We start from the raw sequence: 23,798 nt of genomic DNA, 5'->3' as shown, positions 1-23,798 counted from the left end.
GCCCATCACCCCCGATGAAGCGTGCTCGGCCATGCGCCTGTTCCTCTGCGAAAAACCCTCCCAGGCAAAAGACATCGCCAAAGTGCTCGGCGCCACGCGCAAGGCCGACGGCTGCTGGCAAGGCACCGATGTCTGCGTGACCTGGTGCATCGGCCACCTGCTCGAAACCGCCCCGCCGGACAGTTACGACGAACGCTACAAGCGCTGGAACCTCGCCGACCTGCCGATCATTCCCGAAAAGTGGAAGATGCTGGTCAAGCCCAAGACTGCCAGCCAGTTCAAGGCCGTCAAGCGCTTGCTCGGTGAAGCTCGCGAGCTTGTGATTGCCACCGATGCCGACCGCGAAGGCGAAATGATCGCCCGCGAGCTGGTCGAACACTGCCGCTACCGCGGGCCGATCCAGCGCCTGTGGCTGTCGGCCCTCGACGACGCTTCCATCCGTAAAGCCCTGGCGCGCCTGCTGCCCGGCCAGGAAACCTTCAGCCTTTATCACTCGGCGCTGGGCCGCTCCCGCGCCGACTGGCTGATCGGCATGAACATGAGCCGGCTGTTCACCTTGCTCGGCCGTCAGTCCGGTTACCAAGGGGTGCTACCCGTAGGCCGGGTGCAGACCCCGACCCTGCGACTGGTGGTGGACCGTGATCGCAGCATCGCTGACTTCGTGCCGGTGCCGTTCTGGGCCATCGACGTGCAACTTGAACATGCAGGCCAAGGCTTCAATGCTCAGTGGCGGGCCCCGGAAGATGCCTGTGACGACCAGGGTCGATGCCTGAACCAGGCACTGGCGCAACAGGCTGCCGCCGACATGGGCAATGCAGGCACTGCCCGAGTGGCCAAGGTAGCGACCGAACGCGTGCGCGAAGCCGCCCCGCTGCCCTTCGACCTGGGTACCCTGCAGGAGCTGTGCTCGAAGAAGTTCGGCTTCGGCGCCCAGGAAACCCTCGATATTGCCCAGGCCTTGTACGAAACCCACAAGCTGATCACCTACCCGCGCAGCGACTGCGGCTACCTGCCGCTGAGCCAGCATGCCGAGGCCCCCGCCATCCTCGCCGCCCTGCAGCGCGCCGATGCAAGCCTCGCGCCGCTGCAGGCGCACCTGGAGCCACAGCGGCGCTCCCGCGCCTGGAACGACGCCAAGGTCAGTGCCCACCATGGCATCATCCCCACCGCTGCCGCCAGCGACCCCGCGCGCCTGCCCGCCAAGTACAAGGCGGTCTACACCCTGATCCGTGCCCGCTACCTGGCGCAGTTCCTGCCCAACCACGAGTACGACCGCACCCAAGCCGATTTCCAGTGTGCGGGCCACGCCCTGCGCGCGGTGGGCAAGCAGATCGTCGAGCCTGGCTGGCGCCGTGCCTTGCCCGAGGCGCTAACCCCGGCCAAAGGCCGCGAGGCGCCGCCAGCCCAAGTTCTGCCAGCCCTGCGCGAAGGCCAGGACTGCAACGTGCAGGGCCTGCAACTCAAGGACCTGTGGACCCAGCCGCCCAAGCCATTCACCGAAGGTGACCTGATCAAGGCGATGAAGAACGTCGCCAAGCTGGTAGATGACCCGCGGCTGAAACAGAAGCTCAAGGAAACCACCGGCATCGGCACCGAGGCGACCCGGGCTAGCATCATCCAGGGCCTGCTCGACCGCGGCTATCTGGTAAAAAACGGCAAGGCCTTGTCCGCCACGCCCGCGGCCTTCAGCCTGATCGACGCCGTGCCACGCGCCATCGCCGACCCCGGTACCACGGCCATCTGGGAGCAGGCACTGGACATGGTGCAAAGCGGTGAAATGAGCCTGGAAGAGTTCGTCGCCCGGCAGTCGGCCTGGATGGGCAAGCTGGTCGAGCGCTGCAGCGGCATGCGCATGACCATTACCGGGCCGGCGGCAGGGGCAGCGCCACCTTGGAAGAAGAAGCGCCGAGCCAGCGGGAAGAGTAAAACCACTGGAAGCAAAGCGACCACAGGCAAGCCAAGGCAACCTCGGAAAAAGGCTGCGACCTGAAACCATTGCAGGGCCTATTCGCGGGCAAGCCCGCTCCCACAGGCCCTACACGCACCTGAAGCCTGTTCTGTATCTGGAGGAGCGGGCTTGCCCGCGAAAAGGCCAGCACAGGCAGCACCAAAACACAGGTAAATCATAAAACCCGACCAACAAATTGGCGTCGTGAAATTTACATGCTAGATTTTCATGAAAATAATCACAATAATTTTCATGGGGCATCGGCATGTTCAAGCAATCCGCGCAACACATCGCCACCTACTACGCCCAGACCTACCCCACCCGTATCCCCCTGCGCCCTACCCTGCAAGGCCACCACGACACCGACGTGCTCATCGTCGGCGCAGGTTTCAGTGGCCTGCATACCGCTCTGCGCCTGACCATGGCCGGCGTGCGTGTAACGCTGCTGGAAGCCAGCCGAGTGGCGTGGGCTGCGTCCGGGCGTAACGGCGGCCAGGCATTGCTGGGCTGGTCGTGCGACATGCCGCCGCTGGAAAAGGCACTTGGCGTTGAACGCACCCAGCGCTTGTGGGACAGCATGTGCTGGGCCGCCGACGAAATGCGTGAACTGCCGCAACGTCATGGCTTCGATATCGACTATCGGCTTGGCAGCCTGTGGACAGCCGTACTCCCGCGCCGCGTGAAGATGCTTGAAGAAGCCCTGCACGATGCCGAGGCAAAGTGGGGCTATGACGCCCTGCGCCTGATCGGTCGCGATGAGCTGCCCCAGTGGATCGACAGCCCGCGCTACCAAGCCGCGCTGTATGACGCCAAAGGCGCCCACCTCAACCCACTCAAGTTGGCCCAGGGCCTGGCCAGTACCATCGAGGCAGCCGGTGGCCACATTTTCGAGCAAAGCAAAGTGCTCAGCTACCAGCAGACCGGCGACGGTTATGTAACCCGTACCGAACAGGGCGAGGTGCGCAGCCAAATCCTGGTACTGGCCTGCAATGCCTACATCGACCGCCTCGACCCGGCCCTGTCGCGCCGCTTGCTGCCCGTCGGTTCCTATCAGGTCGCCACCGCGCCACTGGAAGCCGACTTCGCCAAATCGTTGCTGCCACGCAACAGCTGCGCGATCGACAACCAGTTCGTGCCCGACTATTTCCGCCTTACCCCCGACAACCGCCTGCTGTTCGGCGGCGGCTGCACCTACCTGGGCGGCATCCCCAAGGATGTGGCCGGTGCCACCCGCCCCTACCTCGAACGGGTGTTCCCGCAACTGGCTGGGGTGGCCATCGACTATGCCTGGGGCGGCCATATCGACTGCAGTATGCAGCGCACCCCAGACGTCGGGTGCGAAGGGCAGCGCTATTGGCTGCAGGGTTTTTCCGGCCATGGCGTGCTGCCGACGCTGGCCGCAGCACGGGCTGTCAGCGATGCGATCCTCGGCAACAACGACCTGCTGACGCTGTACCAAGGCATCGACAACGGCCGCTTCCCTGGCGGTGACCTGCTGGCGGCCCCCCTGGAAGCCGCCGCCAAGGCGTGGTACAGGATGCGCGACCATGCCTGAAGACGCCAATCGCACCCTTGAACGAAGACCGTGGTAGCGGCATCGACTTCCCCAAGGACATGCTCAGCGCGGTCAGCGCCAGGGAGTACCGCTGGTTCCTGTAATGGCTTGATTGCCAGTGCCGGCCCTTTCGCGGGGCAAGCCCGCTCCCACAGGTTTACTAACAGGTTAGAGACGGCAGTAGACCTGTGGGAGCGGGCTTGCCCCGCGAAGAGGCCAGTACTGACAACACAGAAATCTCTCCTATTCTCAATAGCTCACTTGGCAATCCCCCTGCACAGAGGAGACGCGACCATGAGCTACGTAACCACGAAGGATGGCGTTCAGATCTTCTACAAGGACTGGGGCCCGCGCGATGCGCCGGTCATCCACTTCCACCACGGCTGGCCGCTGAGTGCCGACGACTGGGACGCGCAGATGCTGTTCTTCCTGGGCAAAGGTTTTCGCGTGGTTGCCCACGACCGCCGAGGCCACGGGCGCTCCAGCCAGGTGTGGGATGGCCATGACATGGACCACTATGCCGACGATGTGGCCGCCGTGGTCGCACACCTCGGCACCCAGGGCGCGGTGCATGTGGGCCACTCCACCGGTGGCGGTGAAGTCGTGCGCTACATGGCTCGGCATCCCGCCGACCCAGTGGCCAAGGCCGTGCTGATCGCCGCCGTGCCACCGCTGATGGTACAGACTCCCGCCAATCCCGGCGGCCTGCCCAAGTCGGTGTTCGACGGCTTCCAGGCCCAGGTCGCCAGCAATCGCGCGCAGTTCTATCGCGATGTGCCGGCCGGGCCGTTCTATGGCTACAACCGGCCGGGTGTGCAAGCCTCGGAAGGCATCATCGGCAACTGGTGGCGCCAGGGCATGATCGGCAGTGCCAAGGCGCATTACGACGGCATCGTGGCGTTTTCCCAGACTGATTTCACCGAAGACCTCGAAGGCATCCGTCAGCCGGTGCTGGTGATGCACGGTGACGATGACCAGATCGTGCCTTACGAGAACTCAGGCCCGTTGTCGGCCAAGCTGCTGCCTAACGGCACGCTGAAAACCTACAAAGGGTATCCGCATGGTATGCCGACTACCCATGCCGATGTGATCAATGCAGATTTGCTGGCGTTTATCCGTAGTTGATGTGATCACCTGTACCGGCCCTTTCGCGGGCAAGCCCGCTCCCACAGGCCCTCCACAGGTCTGAAGACTATGGGGTATCTGTGGGAGCGGGCTTGCCCGCGAAGGCGCTAACACTGTCGCCACACTTATCTTGCGCCTGTATGCAACTGGCAATTCTACCAGTTGCGCGCCAGCCCACTTTGCCTGAGGGTAGCTTCAGTTAATTACGCTCCGTGCCGCAGGCTGACCATGTCTCAGAACAGAAAGCAGTATTTATTCTACAAGAATGGACAACTGGCTTCGCAAATTGCCAGTGATCATGCAGTGACGGTGCTTTCAGTTTCAAACACGCTATTGGCAGAGCAGCGCTCAGAAGGACGCTCGGCCAGGATTTCATTATTGGCCGTGGATTTACAATCTTCGGTATTGAACAACTCCCATCGCGACAGCACTCACGCGCTCGCGTATACAGCATACGGACACAGCAAGACCCGCCACGGCACTGCCTCTCTTATGGGATTCACCGGGCAGCGCTACGATGACGCTACAAACTGCTATCTGCTGGGTAACGGCTATCGCGCTTATAATCCAAGGCTATCGCGATTTTTATCAGCAGATAGTCTGAGTCCGTTTACGACACGCACACACAACGCCTATGCCTATTGTTTGGGTGACCCAGTGAATCGCCACGATCCTTCGGGGCATATGTTTAGTCGTATCCAACAAAAATGGAAAACGGTCAAGGCTACGTTTTCGAAACCGAGAATCCACTATATCGATAAAGCCAGAGATGCAATCGCAGAGCATCCTGAGCTCGAAAAGTATTCCGCTCTCGTTGATGCTGATAACGTAACCATTGGCACCCTCAAAGCGATCTACAAAAAACCGAAGCTTGAGACAATGCGTAACGACTACCAAGCGGCAGCCGAAGAAAAGTGGCGCAAGCAAAAAGGTGACGAACAAGGCCCATTGCACGGCCCCATCAATTACTATTTTGACCATTCTAAGTATCTGGAGATTGAAGAAGGAATTCATTATGCAGGGATAGTGTCAATGCTCGACAAGTTCGAACGCAGGCTTGACGGCTTAACGCCTCCACATACGGCAAGGTCAGAGATACGTCATTCATAGGCACACCCACCTCAGTGAGCACTCTGTTCCTCAGAAGCTAGGTTTGGACTTGAGTAAGGACGCAAATTCAAAGACTGACAGCCACAGGTACCAGGGATATCATGTCCGTTTTATCAGATCACTTGTCTCAACCCTGCCCTCCCGCTTGAAAACCTCCCATGCCCTTCGAACTCTCCGTAGAACCCCTCACCCTGCTGATCCTGGCCCTGGTCGCCTTCGTCGCCGGCTTCATCGACGCCATCGCTGGCGGCGGCGGCTTGCTCACCACCCCGGCCCTGCTCACGGCCGGCATGCCGCCACACCTGGTGCTAGGCACCAACAAGCTCAGCTCCACCTTCGGCTCGGCCACAGCTGGCTTCACCTACTACAAGCGCAAGCTGTTCCACCCCGCACAATGGCGCCCGGCACTGTTCGCGACCCTGGTAGGCGCCTCTCTGGGCGCGGTGATCGCCCACTACCTGCCCGCCGAGTGGCTGAACAAGATGCTCCCGGTGGTGGTCTTCGCTTGCGGCATCTACCTGCTGTTCGGCGGCACGCCCAAGGCGCCGCTGGATGCCGATGCACCGATCAAGAAGAAATGGCAGCTCCCCCAAGGCTTCACCCTGGGCTTCTACGATGGCGTGGCCGGCCCCGGCACCGGCGCGTTCTGGACCGTGAGCACCCTGCTGCTCTACCCCATCGACCTGGTGCGCGCCAGCGGTGTGGCACGCAGCATGAACTTCGTCAGCAACATCGCGGCGCTGACGGTGTTCATCATTTCAGGGCAGGTGGACTACGTCGTCGGCCTGGCCATGGGCCTGTCGGTAATGGTCGGCGCCTTCTTCGGCGCACGCACGGCAATCAGCGGCGGCAGCAAGTTCATCCGCCCGGTGTTCATTACCGTGGTGCTGGCGCTGACCGTGCGCCTAGCGTGGCAGCACTGGTTCGGGCAGGCCTAATCGCTCAGCCACGTATAAATCGATCAGGTAGCGGGCGATGGATCGCCCGGCCGGTAGCGGCGGCAAGTCATGCACGCTGAACCACTGGGCGTCCTCGATTTCGTCCGGCTGCATGACGATCTCCCCGCCCGCGTACTCGGCATGGAACCCCAGCATCATTGAATGCGGGAACGGCCAGCACTGGCTGCCGACGTAGCGGATGTTCTGCACCTCGACCGCCACCTCTTCACGCACTTCGCGTACCAGGCAATCCTCGGCCGACTCGCCCGGTTCGGCAAAGCCCGCCAGGGTGCTGTAGACACCGGTGACGAAGCGCGGCGAACGCGCCAACAGGATCTCGTCACCGCGGGTGACCAGCACGATCATGCTCGGCGAAATGCGCGGGTAGCTGCGCAAGTCGCACGCCTGGCAGTACATTGCCCGCTCCCAATGGATTTGCGTCATCGCCTGGCCGCAACTACCGCAAAAACGGTGCTCGCGGGCCCAGGTACCGATCTGCGCGGCATAACCCAGCACCTTGTACAGGTCGAAGTCGCCTTCAAGCATGAACGCGCGCAGGCCGCGCCAGCCACAGCCCGGCAGGTCGGTGGCACTGCGCAGTTCGAACAGAAACACCGGCTCGCCATCGAAGTGGCCAATGCCATGCTCACACAGCACGTCCAGGTTCTGGCGCTTGAGCCACTCGCGGGGGAACAGCGCGCCGTTGTCGTCCACCAAAAACCCTTCCGGACTGCGGGCGACGGCCCAGCCCCCGGTGATCTGCGGGTCGAGTACTGCGGTAGTCCAGCGTGCTGACATGTCGGGGGTTCCTTGCTGCGCGCCCCCCGAACTGTCAGTCGGCGAACGTCGGTTTCTGTTTGCTCATGTGCGCCGCCACGGCCACGCGCAGGTCTTCGGACTGCAGCATCGCGGCGTTCCAGGTGGCGATGTATTCCAGGCCATCGTCAATGCGATGGTCACGCATGTAGCTGAGCATTTCCTTGGTGCCGGCCACGGCGATCGGCGATTTTGCGGCAATCTCGCGGGCGATGGCAAAGACCCCGTCAAGCAGCGCGGCCTGATCATCATAGACCCGGTTGACCAGGCCGATGCGCAGTGCCTCATCGGCCTCGACGTTGCGCCCGGTGAATGCCAGCTCGCGCATGATGCCGTCGCCAATGATACGTGGCAAACGTTGCAGCGTGCCGACATCAGCGGCCATGCCCATGTCGATTTCCTTGATCGAAAACTGCGCATCCTGGCTGCAGTAGCGCATGTCGCACGCCGAAATGAGGTCGATGGCGCCACCAATGCAGTAGCCCTGAACCGCCGCCAGTACTGGTTTGCGGCATTTGTCGACGGCGTTGAACGACGCCTGCAGACGCAGGATGGTGCTGCGCAGCAAGCGCGCATTACGGCCGACGTCCTTGCCCATCTGGCCAGCCAGCGAAGCCAGCATCATCAAGTCGATGCCCGCAGAGAAATGCTTGCCCGCGCCGCTGATGACGACGGCACGCACTGCATCGGTGTCATCGACCCACTGAAAAATGTCGATGATTTCCTCCCAGAAGGCGGCGTTCATCGCGTTGATCTTCTCGGGGCGATTGATCTGGACGTGGGCGATGTTATCGGTCAGGTCGACCTTGAAGGCGCTGTACGTCTCGGGTTCGAGGACCAATTGGTTCACGGGCGGCACTCCTGCAGAGGAAGGGTTGATGACGCAGGATGTTAACCCAGCCACCAGGCCGCGCTTGTGCCGCACTTATGCCAAAAGCAGGACCGCAAACCTTGCCTAAGGCGGCACGATCCGGCACCGTGCGCCATCGCCGAATTATAAGGATACATATTCATGTCACGCTCCCTGGCCGGCGCGCTCGCCCACAATTTCCTGGGCCAGTCACCGCTCTGGTACAAGGCCGTCATCGGCCTGTTCCTGGTGCTCAACCCGTTGTTGTTGCTGACCGCAGGCCCGGTCACGGCGGGCTGGGTGCTGGTGATCGAATTCATCTTCACCTTGGGCATGGCGCTCAAGTGCTACCCGCTGATGCCTGGCGGCTTGCTGCTGGTCGAAGCCCTGCTGCTCGGTATGACCACCCCTCAGGCCCTGTACGAAGAGCTGCTGCACAACTTCCCGGTGATCCTGCTGCTGATGTTCATGGTCGCCGGCATTCACTTCATGAAGGAGCTGCTGCTGTTCCTGTTCTCGCGGATCTTGCTCGGTGTGCGCTCGAAAGCGGCCCTGTCGCTGCTGTTTTGCGTACTGTCGGCGTTCCTTTCGGCCTTTCTCGATGCCCTGACGGTCACGGCGGTGATCATCAGCGCTGCGGTAGGTTTCTACGCGGTCTTTCACCGCGTGGCCTCCGGCGCCAACCCGCGTGAGGAGAGCGCGCTCGACAGCGACCAGCAGATCCCGCAACTGCACCGAGAAGACCTCGACCAGTTCCGCGCCTTCCTGCGCAGCCTGTTGATGCACGGTGCGGTCGGCACTGCGCTGGGCGGCGTGTGCACGCTGGTGGGCGAACCGCAGAACCTGCTGATCGGCCATGAGATGGGCTGGCACTTCGCCGATTTCTTCTTCAAGGTCGCGCCCGTGTCGTTGCCGGTGCTCGGTGCCGGGCTGCTGACCTGCGTCGTACTGGAAAAACTGCGCCTGTTCGGCTACGGCACGCTGATGCCCGAGCGGGTGCGTCAGGTGCTGGCCGCCTACGCTGCCGAGGACGATGCCGCACGCACCGCAGCTCAACGTGCCGCGCTGTGGGTGCAAGGCTGCGCGGCGCTGATCCTGATCATCTGCCTGGGCCTGCACATTGCCGAGGTCGGCCTGATCGGCCTGCTGGTGATCGTGCTGATCACCTCGTTCACCGGCATCACCGACGAACACCGCCTGGGCCGTGCCTTCCAGGACGCCATGCCGTTCACTGCGCTGCTGGTGGTGTTCTTCGCCGTGGTCGCAGTGATCCATCAACAGCAGTTGTTCAGCCCGCTGATTGCCTGGGTACTGGCGCTGCCCGCCGAACAACAACCGGGCATGCTGTACCTGGCCAACGGTGTGCTGTCGGCGATCAGCGACAACGTGTTCGTCGCCACCATCTACATTACCGAGGTCAAGCAGGCCTTCCTCAACGGTGGCATGAGCCGCGAGCATTTCGAGACGCTGGCAGTGGCGATCAATACCGGCACCAACCTGCCGAGCGTGGCGACGCCAAATGGGCAAGCGGCGTTCCTGTTCCTGCTGACCTCGGCGATTGCGCCGCTGATCCGGCTTTCGTATGGGCGCATGGTGTGGATGGCGTTGCCCTATACCGTGGTCATGGGTGGGCTGGGCTGGTGGGCGGTGACCTACTGGTTGTAAAGGTGGCGGCGTGGGGCAATCGAATACAACTTTTACCCCGCGCCCGCATCGAAGCACAGGTAAGTCCCCATCCGCTTCAAGGAGGTTTGCCATGGCGATGCGCACGGCACTGATGCTTTCCTGCATGACCCTAGCCCTGATCGGCTGCGCCGGCTCCAACGATGAACACCGCGCACCGCCAACGACCCAGCAGGTCGACCTGCAACGCTATCAGGGCACCTGGTATGAGCTGGCGCGCTTGCCGATGTTCTTCCAGCGCAACTGCGTGCAGTCCGAAGCGCATTACGGCCTGCGCGAGGACGGGCGCATCGACGTCAACAACCGCTGCAAGGAGCAGGACGGCCAGTGGAATGAAGCCAAAGGCATTGCCGAAGCCCAGCAGCCGGGTAAGACCGATAAGCTTTGGGTGCAGTTCGACAACTGGTTCAGCCGGCTGGCACCGGGGCTGACCAAGGGTGAGTACTGGGTGCTTTACCACGACAAGGACTACCGCGTGGCCCTGGTCGGGCACCCGAATCGGGAGTACCTGTGGCTGCTCTCGCGCACGCCGGTAGTCACCGACCAGGCGCGTGAGCAACTGCTGTCGATTGCCCGCAAGCAAGGCTACGACACCCGCAAGCTGATCTGGCGCCAGGAGGGCTAGCGCGCCACGCGGCTGGCCGTCGACGACGCGGGGCAATCAGGCTAAGGTGTGCGCCCCGCCTCCCCTCGAAGGAACGAGCCGTTGATCACCTGCCACGTCAAATACACCGTCGACCCTTACCAGCTGCCGGCCTTCGAGGCGTATTCACGCCTGTGGATGGGCCTGGTCACGCGCATGGGCGGCAAGCACCATGGCTACTTCCTGCCCGCCGAAGGCGCCAACAACATTGCCTATTGCCTGTTCAGCTTTTCCAGCCTGGCGGCCTACGAGCAGTACCGCAAACAGGCAGAGACCGACCCGGAATGCATTGCTGCAGTGGCCCTGGCCACTGAACAACGGTTTATCCTCAGCTATGAGCGCAGCTTCCTCAAGCCACTGCTTGAACCGCGCATTCGCTCGCTGGCCCTGTGTGTGTTCCATCATCAGGGGAAAATTCTGGTGAACGTGTTCGATGACCCTGTGACGCAACAGACGCTGTGCCGACCACTCGGTGGTGGCATCGAGTTTGGTGAACGGGGCAGCGAAGCCGTCGCCCGCGAAATCGAAGAAGAACTGGGGCAGTCGATCAGCGATGTTCGCTTGCTTGGCACGCTGGAGAGCCTGTTCACCTATGCCGGTACGCCAGGGCATGAGATCGTGCAGGTATTCGATGCACGCTTCAATGACGCCAGCCTGTACCAGCAGCCGTGGCTGGAGGGGCGGGAGTCCAATGGCAGCCCCTTCCGCGCCCGGTGGTGCGACAGCGCCGACTTCGACCGCATCGGCCCGCTCGTGCCCCAGGGCCTGCAAGCGTTGTTGCGTGACCTGTCGCTGCTGGGCTGAAGCAAAGGAGCCTGATCATGGACCTGCTGTTTCTAGGCACCAGTGCCGGCGTGCCGACCAAGGCCCGCAACGTCAGTGCCACGGCCGTGATCGAGGCCAGCGGCCGCCACTGGTACTTGATCGATTGCGGCGAAGGCACGCAGCATCGGCTGCTGCAGACGCCGCTGTCGATACGCGACTTACGCGGCATCTTCATCACCCATGTGCACGGCGACCACTGCTTCGGCCTGCCCGGCCTGCTGGCCAGCGCCGGAATGAGCGGGCGGACCCAGCCGCTGGATATCATCCTGCCCGCCGCCCTGCATGACTGGGTGCGACTGGGCCTGACCGCCAGCGACACTTACCTGCCTTTCGAGGTGCGCCTGCTGGCCGTTGAAAGCCTGACTGACTGGCGTAGCGAGACGCTGCAAGTCAGCACCGTGCAGTTGTCGCACCGGGTGCCGAGCGTGGGCTTCGTGTTCACCGAGCTCAACCCCGAACCGCGCCTGGACGTGCAGCGCCTGGATACCGAAGGCATTCCACGCGGGCCGTTGTGGGGCGACCTGGCCAAAGGGCTGCCGATCGAGCATGAGGGGCGAACCCTGCACGGCCAGGACTATTTGCGCGCATCGCGGCCGGCGCGGCGGGTGATCGTGTGCGGTGACAACGACAGCCCCGAGCTGCTGGCGGAGGTCGCCAAGGGCGCAGATGTGATGGTGCACGAAGCGACCTTTACCCAGGCGGTCGTCGAGCGCACTGGGGCTACCTTCGGCCACAGCACGGCGGCGCAAGTGGCGCGGTTCGCCGAGGTGGCGGGTGTGCGCAACCTGGTGCTGACGCATTTTAGTGCGCGGTACCAGGGTGATCCGCGGCGTAGCCCGTGCATCGACGATGTACGAGTAGAGGCCCTGGCGCATTACCGCGGGCATCTGACCTTGGCGCAGGACCTGCAGCGGTATCACATTGGGCGGGATGGGTGTCTTGTTGTGGTGGATGCGCTGTCGCACAGATAACAGGGGGCATGGTGGGAGCGGCGATACGGCGGTCCGACGTGTCCCGCGAATGGGGCTACGCGGGGCATGGCACCGGCTTCGCCGGTGTTCGCGGGGCAAGCCCGCTCCCACGTACCTGTGGGAGCTGGCTTGCCTGCGATCAAGACATACCCCTACGCCGCCAACCGCCCATTGGCAATCGCTTCCGAAGCCGCCAGCATCGCCCGCAACAACACCGCACAACCCGCCGCCAGGTCCTCCGGTGTGGCGTTCTCGATTTCGTTATGGCTGATGCCATTCTCGCAAGGCACGAAAATCATCCCCGCTGGCCCCAACTCGGCCAGGAAGATCGCGTCATGCCCGGCACCACTGACGATATCCATGTGCGGCAGGCCCAGATTACTTGCCGAATCGCGCACAGCATCGACGCAGCCTTTGTCGAAGTACAACGCCGGGAAATCCGCCGTGGGGGTCAGCTCATGCGTCAGGCCATGCTTGGCGCAGGTGCTTTCGATCACCCCTCGCACCTCGGCAATCATCGCATCCAATTGCTCGCCTTCAAGGTGACGGAAGTCCAGGGTCATGCGCACCTCACCCGGAATCACGTTGCGCGACCCTGGGTAAGCTTGCAGGCACCCGACCGTACCACAGGCATGCGGCTGGTGAGCATGAGCGGTGCGGTTGACCGCCTCGACCACCGCCGCCGCGCCCACCAGGGCATCCTTGCGCAGGTGCATGGGCGTCGGGCCGGCATGGGCTTCGACGCCGCGCAGGGTCAGGTCGAACCACTTCTGGCCGAGGGCGCCGAGCACCACGCCGATGGTCTTGGCCTGGTCTTCGAGAATAGGCCCCTGCTCAATATGCGCTTCAAAATAAGCCCCCACCGGGTGCCCAAGCACCGCGCGCTGGCCAGCGTAGCCGATGGCATCGAGCGCCTCGCCAACACTGACACCCTGCGCATCACGCTTGGCCAGGGTCTCCTCCAGCGTGAACTTACCGGCGAACACCCCAGACCCCATCATGCAGGGGGCAAACCGCGAGCCTTCCTCGTTGGTCCACACCACCACTTCCAACGGCGCTTCGGTGTCCACGCCCAGGTCGTTGAGGGTGCGGATCACCTCCAGCCCGGCCATCACCCCGTAGCAGCCATCGAACTTGCCGCCGGTGGGCTGGGTATCGATATGGCTGCCGGTCATCACCGGTGGCAACTTGGGGTTGCGCCCCGGGCGACGGGCGAAAATATTGCCGACTGCATCGACACTGACGGTGCAACCGGCCGCCTCGCACCACGCGACAAACAGGTCGCGGGCCTGGCGGTCGAGGTCGGTCAGCGCCAGCCGGCAGACCCCGCCTTTGGCCGTGGCGCCGAGGCGGGCAAGGTCCATCAGCGATTGCCACAGGCGCGCGCTGTCGACGTGGCGGGCGGTAGTCTTCAGGACATCTTTGACTGCAGTCATGGGTTTTCCCCTCAGGCTTTTTTGTTGTTTATCAAGGCCTCTTCGGGCAAGCCCGCTCCCACATTGAACCTGCGGTGACCTGTGGGAGCGGGCTTGCCCGCGAAGAGGCAAACTCGGTTTCAAGGCAACGGTTTGGCCAGCCGCGCGGGGCTGCGCGCCGCCAAGCCACCCAGGACGTAGTACAGCGCCCCACCCAGCAGCGAACCGGTGAACCAGCCATAGTCGTAGAACCAGCTGAAGCTGCTGTTGCCGATCGACATCACGGTCAGCGCCACCGGCACCCCGAACGCGGCGAACCCCGCCCAGTTCCAGGCCGGGTACACGTCGTCGCGGTACAGCCCGGCCAGGTCCAGGCGCTGGCGGCGGATCAGGAAGTAGTCCACCACCATGATCCCGGCAATCGGCCCGAGCAGGCTCGAATACCCCAGCAACCAGTTTGAATAGACACTCTCAAGGCTCAGGTCCGAGACGATCAAACCCAGCTTCTTGAGCAATTCATGGCCCATCAGCGCCAAACCGATAAAACCGGTCAGCCACACCGCACGGCTACGCCCGATCAGGCGCGGCGCGATGTTCTGGAAGTCGTTGGTGGGCGACACGATGTTCGCCGCCGTGTTGGTCGACAGCGTGGCGATCACGATCAACGCCATGGCCAGCGCAACCCAGCCTGGGCTCTGGATCTTGCCAATCAGGCTGACCGGGTCGGAGACCGTCTCACCCACCAGCGAAGCGGAAGCTGCGGTCAGCACCACGCCCAGGGCGGCGAACAGGAACATGGTCAGCGGCAGGCCGAAGATCTGCCCGAGAATCTGGTCCTTCTGGCTTTTGGCATAGCGGCTGAAGTCGGGAATATTCAGCGACAGCGTGGCCCAGAAGCCGACCATGGCCGTGAGCCCGGCGCAGAAGTAGCTGACCACGCTGGCGCCCTCTGGCCGCTTGGGCGGCTGCGCCAGCAACTCGGTCATCGACATGTGCGGCAGCGCCCAGAACAGCAGGCCCACGCCCACCGCCACCAGCAGCGGTGCCGAAAGCGTTTCGAGCCACTTGATCGACTCCGCCCCGCGCAGCACCACCCACAGGTTGAGGGCCCAAAAGATCATGAAGCCAATCACCTCTCCGGTGCCCTCCAGGGCCTTCCAGCTATCGAACATCGAGCCGAGGAACAGGTGAATGGCCAGGCCGCCGAACATCGTCTGGATACCGAACCAGCCGCAGGCGACCACCGCGCGGATCAGGCACGGCACGTTGGAGCCAAGAATGCCGAACGACGAGCGCAGCAGCACCGGGAAGGGGATGCCGTACTTGGTGCCAGGGAAGGCGTTGAGGGTCAGTGGAATCAGCACGATGAGATTGGCCAGCAGGATCGCCAGCAGCGCCTCGCCCACGCTCAAGCCAAAGTAAGCCGTAAGCACGCCGCCGAGGGTGTAGGTGGGCACGCAGATGGACATGCCCACCCACAGGGCGGTGATGTGCCATTTGTTCCAGGTGCGCTGGTGTACCTTGGTGGGCGCGATGTCGTGGTTGTAGCGCGAGCTGTCGAGCACGTCAGTGCCTGCCTCCAGCTCGAACAGGCCATCCTGCTCGATCACTTGCGATCTGCTCTGTTGCATGGGGCCTTCTCCAGGTTTTTCTAATTGTTTGCTCATCGGGCTAAAGCGATGGCCGGAGTACACACACCACCCGTACTGCTCCTCCGGTCCGGCCTGGCGGTTGTGGCCGTACTCAAATTACGTGCCGGGTTGGCCTGCGCCGTCCCGGGTGGCTGCCGCCGACCGGAGGTAATCGACTGAACTGCAAGGCATTTATCGGCGCAAAGCGAAAGCACGGTTATCCCTTCGCCTGCCTGTTGCGCCCACTTAAGACAAACCTGCGCCCGGTGCGTGTTTCAAACCGGTGCGCCCTGGTTTTTCAGCCGTGCGGCAGGCGTCTTCTGGCCCGCTGTCAAGCAGCTGATTTTGCATGGAAAATCTTGACCAATTTGGCTTCTTGTCAAGTGCGTCAAAATGGTGAAAGGCCTCACCATTTTGGTGATTAGAACAATAATTAGTTAAATATCAATAAGTTATGCAAGTTATAAGCTCATAAATTATTTTCTTGAACAATCCTAAATCACCATCTAGATTCCATTCTTGTCAGGTCTGACAGGATTGTAGGCTACCCTTCAACCACTGGCAGTCACTGGCATATAACAATTCAAGAACCGGCTCAGACCGGTCAGCCTGCGAGGAAGACGGCATGTCCCTGTTGATCCGTGGTGCCACCGTTATTACCCACGAAGAGCGCTACACCGCCGATGTGCTGTGTCTCGATGGCCTGATTGCGGCCATTGGCGCAAACATCGAACCGCCTACCGACTGCGAAATCCTCGACGGCAGTGGCCAGTACCTGATGCCTGGCGGCATCGACCCGCACACCCACATGCAACTGCCGTTCATGGGCACCGTGGCCAGCGAGGACTTCTTCAGCGGCACCGCCGCAGGCCTGGCCGGTGGTACCACCTCGATCATCGACTTCGTCATCCCCAACCCGCAGCAGTCCTTGCTGGAGGCCTTCCACACCTGGCGTGGCTGGGCGCAAAAAAGCGCCTGCGACTACGGCTTCCACGTCGCCATCACCTGGTGGAGCGAGCAGGTCGCTGAAGAAATGGGCGAGCTGGTGGCCAATCACGGGGTCAACAGTTTCAAGCACTTCATGGCTTACAAGAACGCCATCATGGCGGCCGACGACACTCTGGTGGCCAGCTTCGAGCGCTGCCTGCAACTGGGCGCGGTGCCCACCGTGCATGCCGAGAACGGCGAGCTGGTCTACCACCTGCAGAAAAAACTGCTGGCCCAGGGCATGACGGGCCCCGAGGCGCACCCCTTGTCGCGCCCCTCGCAGGTCGAAGGCGAAGCCGCCAGCCGCGCCATCCGCATTGCCGAAACCATCGGCACGCCACTGTATGTGGTGCACATCTCAAGCCGCGAAGCGCTGGACGAGATCACCTACGCCCGGGCCAAAGGCCAGCCGGTGTACGGTGAAGTACTGCCCGGCCACCTGCTGCTCGACGACAGCGTCTACCGCAACCCAGACTGGGCCACTGCCGCCGGCTACGTGATGAGCCCACCCTTCCGCCCACGGGAACACCAGGAAGCCCTGTGGCGCGGCCTGCAATCGGGCAACCTGCACACCACCGCCACTGACCACTGCTGTTTCTGCGCCGAACAAAAGGCCATGGGCCGGGATGACTTCAGCCGCATCCCCAATGGCACCGCCGGTATCGAGGATCGCATGGCGGTACTGTGGGATGCCGGGGTCAACAGTGGGCGCCTGTCGATGCAGGAGTTCGTCGCACTCACCTCCACCAACACCGCGAAGATCTTCAACCTGTTCCCGCGCAAGGGCGCCATCCGCGTCGGTGCCGATGCCGACCTGGTGCTGTGGGACCCGCAGGGCACGCGGACGATCTCGGCGCAGACCCACCACCAGCGCGTGGACTTCAACATTTTCGAAGGCCGCACCGTTCGCGGCATCCCCAGCCACACCATCAGCCAGGGCCGTGTGCTGTGGGCCGATGGCGATCTGCGCGCCGAACCTGGCGCCGGTCGTTACGTGGAGCGCCCGGCCTACCCCTCGGTGTACGAGGTATTGGGCCGACGCGCCGAGCAGCAGCGCCCGACACCCGTTCAGCGCTGAAGCCATTGGGGTTGCTGCGCAGCCCATCGCAGGCAAGCCAGCTCCCACAGAGGTAGCACCACACTTCAGGACATCACTGTCCCTGTGGGAGCCGGCTTGCCGGGGATTGGGCGCACAGCGCCCCACTCCAAGCCCGACATAATAATAGAGAGGCTACAACCGTGATCGATGCCCTGAACCACTTGCCGCGCCCCCGGGCCGGCGCCGACCAGTTGGCAGAGCGCTTCGGCGATCTCGCCCCTCCCCTCACCGCCCGCCAGGCCGCCGTGGAAAGCGCACGCTGCCTGTATTGCTACGACGCCCCCTGCGTCAATGCCTGCCCGAGCGAGATCGACATCCCCTCGTTCATCCACCGCATCAGTGACGAGAACCTGCAAGGCGCCGCCGAACGCATTTTGTCGGCCAATATCCTCGGCGGCAGCTGTGCCCGTGTCTGTCCGACTGAAATCCTCTGCCAGCAAGCCTGCGTGCGCAACAACGCCCAGGAGTGCGCACCGGTGCTGATCGGCCAGCTGCAACGCTACGCCCTGGACAACGCGCACTTCGCCGAACACCCCTTCACCCGCTCACCCGCCACAGGCAAGCGCATCGCCGTGGTCGGCGCAGGCCCAGCGGGGTTGTCCTGCGCGCACCGCCTGGCCATGCATGGGCACGATGTGGTGGTGTTCGAAGCCTGCGAAAAAGCCGGTGGCCTCAACGAATACGGCATTGCCCGCTACAAGCTGGTGGACGACTACGCCCAGCGCGAAGTGGCGTTCCTGCTGGGTATCGGCGGCATTGAAATCCGCCACGGTCAACGCCTGGGTGACAACCTGGGCCTGGGCGAGCTGCGCGATCAGTACGATGCGGTGTTCCTTGGCCTTGGCCTGAATGCGGTGCGCCAGCTCGGCCTGGCCGATGAAGAGGCACCTGGGGTGCTCGCCGCCACGCAGTACATTCGCGAACTGCGCCAGGCCGATGACCTGAGCCAATTGCCGCTGGCAGACCGCTGCGTGGTGATCGGCGCCGGCAACACCGCCATCGACATGGCCGTGCAGATGAGCCGCCTGGGCGCCCGTGACGTCAACCTGGTGTACCGCCGCGGCCACGCCGACATGGGCGCCACCGGCCACGAACAGGACATCGCCAAGGCCAACCAGGTGCGCCTGCACACCTGGGCACGCCCCGACGCCGTATTGCTGGACGACGCCGGCAAAGTGCGCGGCATGCGCTTCGCCCGTACCGAGCTTGCTGATGGGCGCTTGCGCGACACCGGCGAAACCTTCGAGCTGGCCGCCGATGCGATCTTCAAGGCCATCGGCCAGCGCTTCGACGACGCAAGCCTGGGTGACCCCGTGGCCGCGCAACTGGCCCGCGACGGTGAACGCATCCGCGTCGATGCGCACCTGCGCACCAGCCTTGCGGGTGTCTACGCGGGCGGCGACTGCACCGCCCTTGGCCAGGACCTTACTGTCCAGGCCGTGCAGCACGGCAAGCTGGCCGCTGAAGCCATCCATGCCCAACTCATGCTCAACGTGGAGGCAGCGTAAATGGCCGACTTGTCTATCGAATTTGCCGGTATCAAGGCTCCCAACCCGTTCTGGCTGGCCTCGGCGCCACCCACCGACAAGGCCTACAACGTGGTCCGCGCCTTCGAGGCTGGCTGGGGTGGGGTGGTCTGGAAAACCCTGGGCGAGGACCCGGCGGCGGTCAACGTGTCGTCGCGCTACTCGGCGCACTACGGCCCCAACCGCCAGGTGCAGGGCATCAACAACATCGAACTGATTACTGACCGCTCGTTGGAGATCAACCTGCGCGAGATCACCCAGGTGAAGAAGGACTGGCCCGACCGCGCGTTGATCGTGTCGTTGATGGTGCCGTGCGTGGAAGAGTCCTGGAAGTTCATCCTGCCCTTGGTGGAGGCCACGGGTGCCGATGGTATCGAGCTGAACTTCGGCTGCCCTCACGGCATGCCTGAGCGCGGCATGGGCGCGGCAGTCGGCCAGGTGCCGGAGTATGTGGAGCGGGTCACCCGCTGGTGCAAGACCTATTGCACCCTGCCGGTGATCGTCAAGCTCACGCCCAACATCACCGACATTCGCCAGTCAGCCCGCGCGGCGCACCGTGGCGGGGCGGATGCGGTGTCGTTGATCAACACCATCAACTCGATCACCAGCGTCGACCTGGACCGCATGGTGGCCCATCCCATTGTTGGCGATCAGAGCACCCATGGCGGCTACTGCGGTTCGGCGGTCAAGCCGATCGCGCTCAACATGGTCGCGGAGATTGCCCGCGATCCGGAGACACGTGGCTTGCCCATCTGCGGCATCGGTGGCATTGGCAACTGGCGAGACGCTGCCGAGTTCATCGCCCTGGGCAGTGGCGCCGTGCAGGTGTGCACGGCGGCGATGCTGCACGGGTTCCGCATTGTCGAAGACATGAAAGATGGCCTGGCCCGCTGGATGGACCAGCACGGGCACCGCAACCTGGAGGCGTTCAGAGGGCAGGCGGTGGGACACACCACCGACTGGAAGTACCTGGACATCAACTACAAGTCGGTGGCGCACATCGACCAGGACGCGTGCATTGGTTGCGGGCGGTGCCATATCGCCTGCGAGGATACATCGCACCAGGCCATTGCCAGCACGGCCAAGGCCGACGGTACCCACCTCTACAGCGTGATCGAGGAGGAATGCGTGGGGTGCAACCTGTGCCAGATTACCTGCCCGGTGGAGAACTGCATCGACATGGTGGCGCAGGAGACCGGCAAGCCTTATCTGAACTGGACACAGGATCCGCGTAACCCCTATCGCGAGGCCAGCTGAGGCTGAAAATGCCGGGGCAAGCCCGCTCCCACAGGAAAAGTACAGCCCTCAAGAGCGGTGCAATCCTGTGGGAGCGGGCTTGCCCCGCGAAGGGCTGCGAAGCGGCCCCAACTCTGGTCAAACCACCGCTGTCTCATGCAGGTACACCCACACCACCCGCTGCTCGTCACACTCGACAATCGCCAGCGAATACCGCGCAGTCTCCTGCCCCTGCAAGCGGTGGGTCTCCTTGTAGCGCACCGCCACACTCGCCCCCGCCTGCCACACCACCTGCTCCTCGCTGACGTCGATTTCCAGCCCTGGCCGAGCCCCTGCCGCCCGCTCGAACAACTGCCCCACCTGCTGGCGGCCAACAATCGCGCCCGCCGTGGTCACCATGCTGAAACCGTCGGCAAACGCCGCCATCAACTCACCCCGAAGCGCCTCGGTCTGTGCCGGGGGCCGGGTAAATACCGCATGAATCAGATCATGTACATCATGGATGCTGCGTACCGCACGTTCACTCACCGTCATGCTCAAGGCTCCAGGCCGATGCCACGCAGGATGACACGGGTCACCGTCTGCACCGCGTTTTCAAACGCCATGTCCGACAAGGGCTCGCCACCATTGAGCAACGCCACTTGATAGCCGAAATCCGCATAATGCTGGGTCGATGCCCAGATCATGTACAGCAAGGCGGACGGCTCCACCGGCAGGATGCGCCCCTCTTCCACCCAACGGCGGATCTTGGCCTCCTTCAGCTTCGCCCACGGCACCAGGCTTTCATCGAGGCTCACGCCCAGCACGGGCGCCCCGTGCAGCATTTCTTCAGCCCAGATCTTGGAGCCCAGCGACCGTGAACGCGAGTGGCCCATCTTGGCGCGGATGTAACTGGTGAGCACCACCCGCGGGTCATCGAAGTTCTCGAAGCACAGCGCATCCTGCTTCCACACATCCAGCAGGTCCTGCAGCACTGCGCGGAACAGGTCGTCCTTGGTGCTGAAGTAGTAATGCAGGTTAGAGCGCGGCAACTCAGCCTGTTCGGCGATATCGCCCATCGAGGTGGCACCGTAGCCCTTCTCGGCGAACACCTTTTCCGCGGCCTGGAGAATTTTCTCGATGTTGCGCCGACGGATCTCGATCTTGTGGTTGGCCATTAAGGTTGGGCCGTCCACACCGCCAGTTCGTAGCCGTCCGGGTCGACGAAGTGGAACCGTCGCCCGCCCGGGAACGAAAACGTCGCCCGGCTGATCACCGCACCGGCCGCTTCGATCCGCCGCTGCGTGGCGTCCAGATCGTCCGCATAAAGGATCACCAGCGGGCCACCCGGGCGTACTGGCTCACCCGTGGTGAAGCCACCGGTCAGGCGGCCATCGCTGAACTCTGTATAACTGGGGCCGTAATCCGTGAAGCGCCAGCCGAAAACGCTGCCATAAAAGGCCTTGCTCCGTGCGATATCGCCGACGTTGAATTCGATATTGTCGATCTGCCGATCGTGGCCACGAACGCTCATGCGTGCTCCTTGCCGAGGGGTATGCCCCAGTCTACTTCAGTCGCTGCGCATAAGCAGAGCTATCCACAACGCGCCCGATCGCGGGCCGGGCATTGCGCACGGTGCAGGTTCAGTGCCGTGTTGATGATGCCGATATGGCTGAACGCCTGTGGGAAGTTGCCCAGCATTCGCTTGCCGGCCGGGTCGTATTGTTCAGCCAGCAACCCCAGGTCGTTGCACAGGCCGCTCAGCCGTTCGTACAGGGCCTGCGCCTGGGCTTGCCGGCCCAGCAATACATAGACGTCGGCGAGCCAGAACGAACACACCAGGAAGGTGCCCTCGCCCGGGGTCAGGCCATCGCTGCAGCTGTCAGTGTCATAGCGCAACAGCAAGCCATTTTTCAGCAGGCGCTGCTCGATTTGTTGCAGGGTGCGCAGAAAACGAGGGTCATCCGCTGGCAAAAAACCGGTCAAGGCGATGTGCAGCAGGCTGGCGTCCAGCTCATTGGCGCCATAGGCCTGCACGAAAAAGGTGCCGCTGGGATCCAGCCCGTTTTCACACACTTCCCGATGGATCTCATCCGCCACCTGGCGGTAATGTCGCCCGCGCGCGCGATCCTCTTCGGTGGTGTCGGCCAACCCTGCGGCGCGGTCGAATGCCACCCAGGCCATTACCTTGGAGTGCACGAAATGCTGCCTGGGGCCGCGTACTTCCCAAATGCCTTCATCGGGCTCGCGCCAGATGCGCTCGACATACGGCAGGATCAACCGGGCAATCGCGGCGCTGCGCGGGTGGCGGGGCAAACCGCCTTTGATTGCCTGGCTCATGGCATCGGCCAGCTCGCCGTAGATATCCAGTTGCCGCTGCCCCGACGCCGCATTGCCCACCCGCACCGGCTGCGAGTGCTCGTAGCCGGCCAACCATGGCAAGGTGTATTCCTGCAGGTCGCGCTCGCCGGCCAGGCCGTACATGATCTGCATCTGCTCGGGGTTGCCGGCGACCGAACGCAGCAGCCATTCACGCCAGGCCTGGGCTTCGTCGAAATAGCCTAGGTTCATGAACGCCAACAAGGTCATGGTGGCGTCGCGCAGCCAGCAGAAGCGGTAGTCCCAGTTGCGTTCACCGCCTATGCGCTCGGGCAGCGAGGTGGTAACCGCGGCAACGATGCCGCCGGTTGGGGCATAGGTCATGGCCTTGAGCGTGAGTAGCGAGCGACGCACCAGGGCGGTATAGGGGCCGACTTCGGGGCAGCGGGCGGCAAACGCCTGCCATTGGTCGATGGTGCGCCCCAGGGCAGCCTCGACATCACAGTCGGGCTGTACGGGTAGGTGCGAGGGTTGGTGGCGCAAGCTGAACACGTGGCGCTCACCAGCACCCACGCGAAAACGTGCGACGGTGTGGTGGTCGCGGGCATGCGGGGGCACGGTGCCGCACAGGATCAACCGGTCTGGGCCGGCGACGGCACTGAGGGTCAACGGGTCGAGTCGCTCCACCCACGGCACGCTGCGGCCGTAGTCGAAACGCATCACCAGGTCCATTTCGAAGTTGGTTTCGCCAGCAAGGCCTTCGACGATGCGGATGACCGAGTTGACCTCGCCCAGGGGCATCAGGTCTAGCACGCGGGCCCGGCCCGAGGCAGTGACCCAGGTGGTTTCCAGTACCAGGGTGTCGTCCAGGTATTGCCGGCGGGTGTGCTCGACCGGGTCGCAGGGGGCCAGGCGCCAACGGCCGTTTTCTTCGTTGCCCAGGAGCGCTGCGAATACCGCTGGGGCATCGAAGCGCGGTAGGCACAGCCAGTCGAGCGAGCCATCGCGGCTGACCAGGGCGGCGCTGCGGCAATTGCCGAGCAGGGCGTAGTCTTCGATAGCTGCGGGCATTGGATCTCCTTTCAGTTGAGCCGGGTCTGTTGCCTGTACTGGCCTTTTCGCGGGCAAGCCCGCTCCCACAG

20 protein-coding genes and 1 pseudogene are annotated in these 23,798 nt (G+C 63.1%); 13 read left to right on the top strand and 8 right to left on the bottom strand.

Going from position 1 to position 23,798, the window contains the following annotated elements:
* Positions 1-31: 31 nt before the first annotated feature.
* The 5 genes from ACSSU5_RS19635 (at position 32) to ACSSU5_RS19615 (ending at position 6,676) form a co-directional block, all read left to right on the top strand.
* On the top strand, positions 32-1,990 hold the full coding sequence (locus ACSSU5_RS19635) for a DNA topoisomerase III (RefSeq protein WP_492561343.1): 1,959 nt from the start codon (positions 32-34) through the stop codon (positions 1,988-1,990).
* 223 nt (positions 1,991-2,213) lie between these two features.
* A complete protein-coding gene (locus tag ACSSU5_RS19630; protein ID WP_492559557.1) occupies positions 2,214-3,503 on the top strand; it encodes an NAD(P)/FAD-dependent oxidoreductase in 1,290 nt (429 codons plus the stop codon).
* A gap of 294 nt (positions 3,504-3,797) precedes the next feature.
* Entirely contained in the window at positions 3,798-4,628 is an 831-nt protein-coding gene (locus ACSSU5_RS19625) for an alpha/beta fold hydrolase (RefSeq protein ID WP_492559556.1), read from the top strand.
* A gap of 228 nt (positions 4,629-4,856) precedes the next feature.
* On the top strand, positions 4,857-5,738 hold the full coding sequence (locus ACSSU5_RS19620; RefSeq protein WP_492559555.1) for an RHS repeat-associated core domain-containing protein: 882 nt from the start codon (positions 4,857-4,859) through the stop codon (positions 5,736-5,738).
* A gap of 158 nt (positions 5,739-5,896) precedes the next feature.
* A complete protein-coding gene (locus ACSSU5_RS19615) occupies positions 5,897-6,676 on the top strand; it encodes a TSUP family transporter (RefSeq protein WP_264309374.1) in 780 nt (259 codons plus the stop codon).
* Here ACSSU5_RS19615 and nudC read toward each other — a convergent pair.
* On the bottom strand, positions 6,644-7,474 hold the full coding sequence (gene nudC, locus ACSSU5_RS19610) for an NAD(+) diphosphatase (protein WP_492559554.1): 831 nt from the start codon (positions 7,472-7,474) through the stop codon (positions 6,644-6,646). The two genes, ACSSU5_RS19615 and nudC, sit on opposite strands and share 33 nt — an antisense overlap.
* Before the next feature lie 34 nt (positions 7,475-7,508).
* Positions 7,509-8,333, bottom strand: a complete 825-nt coding sequence (locus ACSSU5_RS19605) for a crotonase/enoyl-CoA hydratase family protein (RefSeq protein ID WP_264313945.1) — start codon at positions 8,331-8,333, stop codon at positions 7,509-7,511.
* Between the two features lie 171 nt (positions 8,334-8,504).
* On the opposite strand from ACSSU5_RS19605, the gene nhaB reads away from it, so the two are divergent.
* The 5 genes and pseudogenes from nhaB to ACSSU5_RS19580 all read left to right on the top strand — a co-directional run bounded on the left by nhaB (position 8,505) and on the right by ACSSU5_RS19580 (position 12,464).
* Positions 8,505-10,007, top strand: coding sequence for a sodium/proton antiporter NhaB (gene nhaB, locus ACSSU5_RS19600; protein ID WP_492559553.1), 1,503 nt, complete (start codon positions 8,505-8,507; stop codon positions 10,005-10,007).
* A gap of 91 nt (positions 10,008-10,098) precedes the next feature.
* Positions 10,099-10,650 carry a lipocalin family protein gene (locus tag ACSSU5_RS19595; RefSeq protein ID WP_264309377.1) on the top strand — a complete coding sequence of 184 codons (552 nt, stop codon included), beginning with the start codon at positions 10,099-10,101 and terminating at the stop codon, positions 10,648-10,650.
* An 81-nt stretch (positions 10,651-10,731) separates the two neighbouring features.
* Positions 10,732-11,031 (top strand): annotated as a pseudogene (locus ACSSU5_RS19590) (NIPSNAP family protein); the annotation flags it as partial.
* Positions 11,026-11,472 (top strand): NUDIX hydrolase, encoded by a 447-nt coding sequence (locus ACSSU5_RS19585; RefSeq protein ID WP_492561342.1) that lies wholly within the window; start codon positions 11,026-11,028, stop codon positions 11,470-11,472. The pseudogene ACSSU5_RS19590 and the gene ACSSU5_RS19585, both read left to right, overlap by 6 nt.
* Positions 11,473-11,489: 17 nt before the next feature.
* Positions 11,490-12,464, top strand: coding sequence for an MBL fold metallo-hydrolase (locus ACSSU5_RS19580; RefSeq protein ID WP_492559552.1), 975 nt, complete (start codon positions 11,490-11,492; stop codon positions 12,462-12,464).
* Between the two features lie 152 nt (positions 12,465-12,616).
* On the opposite strand, the gene ACSSU5_RS19575 is transcribed toward ACSSU5_RS19580, so the two are convergent.
* Positions 12,617-13,900, bottom strand: coding sequence for a Zn-dependent hydrolase (locus ACSSU5_RS19575; protein ID WP_492559551.1), 1,284 nt, complete (start codon positions 13,898-13,900; stop codon positions 12,617-12,619).
* 119 nt (positions 13,901-14,019) lie between these two features.
* On the bottom strand, positions 14,020-15,510 hold the full coding sequence (locus tag ACSSU5_RS19570) for an NCS1 family nucleobase:cation symporter-1 (RefSeq protein ID WP_264309381.1): 1,491 nt from the start codon (positions 15,508-15,510) through the stop codon (positions 14,020-14,022).
* A gap of 625 nt (positions 15,511-16,135) precedes the next feature.
* Between ACSSU5_RS19570 and hydA the strand changes: the two genes are divergently transcribed.
* The 3 genes from hydA to preA all read left to right on the top strand — a co-directional run bounded on the left by hydA (position 16,136) and on the right by preA (position 20,379).
* Positions 16,136-17,575 carry a dihydropyrimidinase gene (hydA, locus tag ACSSU5_RS19565; RefSeq protein ID WP_264309382.1) on the top strand — a complete coding sequence of 480 codons (1,440 nt, stop codon included), beginning with the start codon at positions 16,136-16,138 and terminating at the stop codon, positions 17,573-17,575.
* 161 nt (positions 17,576-17,736) lie between these two features.
* The gene (locus ACSSU5_RS19560; protein WP_264309383.1) at positions 17,737-19,104 is read left to right on the top strand and encodes an NAD(P)-dependent oxidoreductase; all 1,368 of its coding nucleotides are present in this window, start codon (positions 17,737-17,739) and stop codon (positions 19,102-19,104) included.
* A complete protein-coding gene (preA, locus tag ACSSU5_RS19555; protein WP_264309384.1) occupies positions 19,105-20,379 on the top strand; it encodes an NAD-dependent dihydropyrimidine dehydrogenase subunit PreA in 1,275 nt (424 codons plus the stop codon).
* 117 nt (positions 20,380-20,496) lie between these two features.
* Here preA and ACSSU5_RS19550 read toward each other — a convergent pair whose 3' ends face one another.
* Genes ACSSU5_RS19550 through ACSSU5_RS19535 form a run of 4 tightly spaced genes read right to left on the bottom strand, consistent with a single transcriptional unit; the run spans position 20,497 to position 23,727 of the window.
* Positions 20,497-20,892 carry a DUF4440 domain-containing protein gene (locus tag ACSSU5_RS19550; RefSeq protein WP_264309385.1) on the bottom strand — a complete coding sequence of 132 codons (396 nt, stop codon included), beginning with the start codon at positions 20,890-20,892 and terminating at the stop codon, positions 20,497-20,499.
* Between the two features lie 2 nt (positions 20,893-20,894).
* Positions 20,895-21,515: a TetR/AcrR family transcriptional regulator gene (locus ACSSU5_RS19545; protein ID WP_264309386.1), complete on the bottom strand. Its 621-nt coding sequence runs from the start codon at positions 21,513-21,515 to the stop codon at positions 20,895-20,897.
* A complete protein-coding gene (locus ACSSU5_RS19540; RefSeq protein ID WP_264309387.1) occupies positions 21,515-21,871 on the bottom strand; it encodes a VOC family protein in 357 nt (118 codons plus the stop codon). Before ACSSU5_RS19540 ends, ACSSU5_RS19545 begins: the two co-directional genes overlap by 1 nt.
* A gap of 59 nt (positions 21,872-21,930) precedes the next feature.
* The gene (locus ACSSU5_RS19535) at positions 21,931-23,727 is read right to left on the bottom strand and encodes a glycoside hydrolase family 15 protein (protein WP_492559550.1); all 1,797 of its coding nucleotides are present in this window, start codon (positions 23,725-23,727) and stop codon (positions 21,931-21,933) included.
* Positions 23,728-23,798 lie beyond the last annotated feature (71 nt).

It is taken from the genome of Pseudomonas sp. E1MeOHC2 (assembly GCF_058745025.1).
The sequence above is the reverse complement of the archived record's forward strand: the minus strand, read 5'-3'. Positions and strand labels throughout refer to the sequence as shown.

Bases quoted from the DNA above. Each gene is read 5' to 3' on its own strand.
- ACSSU5_RS19550 (WP_264309385.1), bottom strand. From the start codon at position 20,892: ATGACGGTGAGTGAACGTGCGGTACGCAGCATCCATGATGTACATGAT.
- ACSSU5_RS19575 (WP_492559551.1), bottom strand. From the start codon at position 13,900: ATGACTGCAGTCAAAGATGTCCTGAAGACTACCGCCCGCCACGTCGAC.
- nudC (WP_492559554.1), bottom strand. From the start codon at position 7,474: ATGTCAGCACGCTGGACTACCGCAGTACTCGACCCGCAGATCACCGGG.
- ACSSU5_RS19625 (WP_492559556.1), top strand. From the start codon at position 3,798: ATGAGCTACGTAACCACGAAGGATGGCGTTCAGATCTTCTACAAGGAC.
- ACSSU5_RS19580 (WP_492559552.1), top strand. From the start codon at position 11,490: ATGGACCTGCTGTTTCTAGGCACCAGTGCCGGCGTGCCGACCAAGGCC.
- hydA (WP_264309382.1), top strand. From the start codon at position 16,136: ATGTCCCTGTTGATCCGTGGTGCCACCGTTATTACCCACGAAGAGCGC.
- ACSSU5_RS19595 (WP_264309377.1), top strand. From the start codon at position 10,099: ATGGCGATGCGCACGGCACTGATGCTTTCCTGCATGACCCTAGCCCTG.
- ACSSU5_RS19630 (WP_492559557.1), top strand. From the start codon at position 2,214: ATGTTCAAGCAATCCGCGCAACACATCGCCACCTACTACGCCCAGACC.
- nhaB (WP_492559553.1), top strand. From the start codon at position 8,505: ATGTCACGCTCCCTGGCCGGCGCGCTCGCCCACAATTTCCTGGGCCAG.
- preA (WP_264309384.1), top strand. From the start codon at position 19,105: ATGGCCGACTTGTCTATCGAATTTGCCGGTATCAAGGCTCCCAACCCG.
- ACSSU5_RS19615 (WP_264309374.1), top strand. From the start codon at position 5,897: ATGCCCTTCGAACTCTCCGTAGAACCCCTCACCCTGCTGATCCTGGCC.
- ACSSU5_RS19620 (WP_492559555.1), top strand. From the start codon at position 4,857: ATGTCTCAGAACAGAAAGCAGTATTTATTCTACAAGAATGGACAACTG.
- ACSSU5_RS19540 (WP_264309387.1), bottom strand. From the start codon at position 21,871: ATGAGCGTTCGTGGCCACGATCGGCAGATCGACAATATCGAATTCAAC.
- ACSSU5_RS19570 (WP_264309381.1), bottom strand. From the start codon at position 15,510: ATGCAACAGAGCAGATCGCAAGTGATCGAGCAGGATGGCCTGTTCGAG.
- ACSSU5_RS19635 (WP_492561343.1), top strand. From the start codon at position 32: ATGCGCCTGTTCCTCTGCGAAAAACCCTCCCAGGCAAAAGACATCGCC.
- ACSSU5_RS19535 (WP_492559550.1), bottom strand. From the start codon at position 23,727: ATGCCCGCAGCTATCGAAGACTACGCCCTGCTCGGCAATTGCCGCAGC.
- ACSSU5_RS19545 (WP_264309386.1), bottom strand. From the start codon at position 21,515: ATGGCCAACCACAAGATCGAGATCCGTCGGCGCAACATCGAGAAAATT.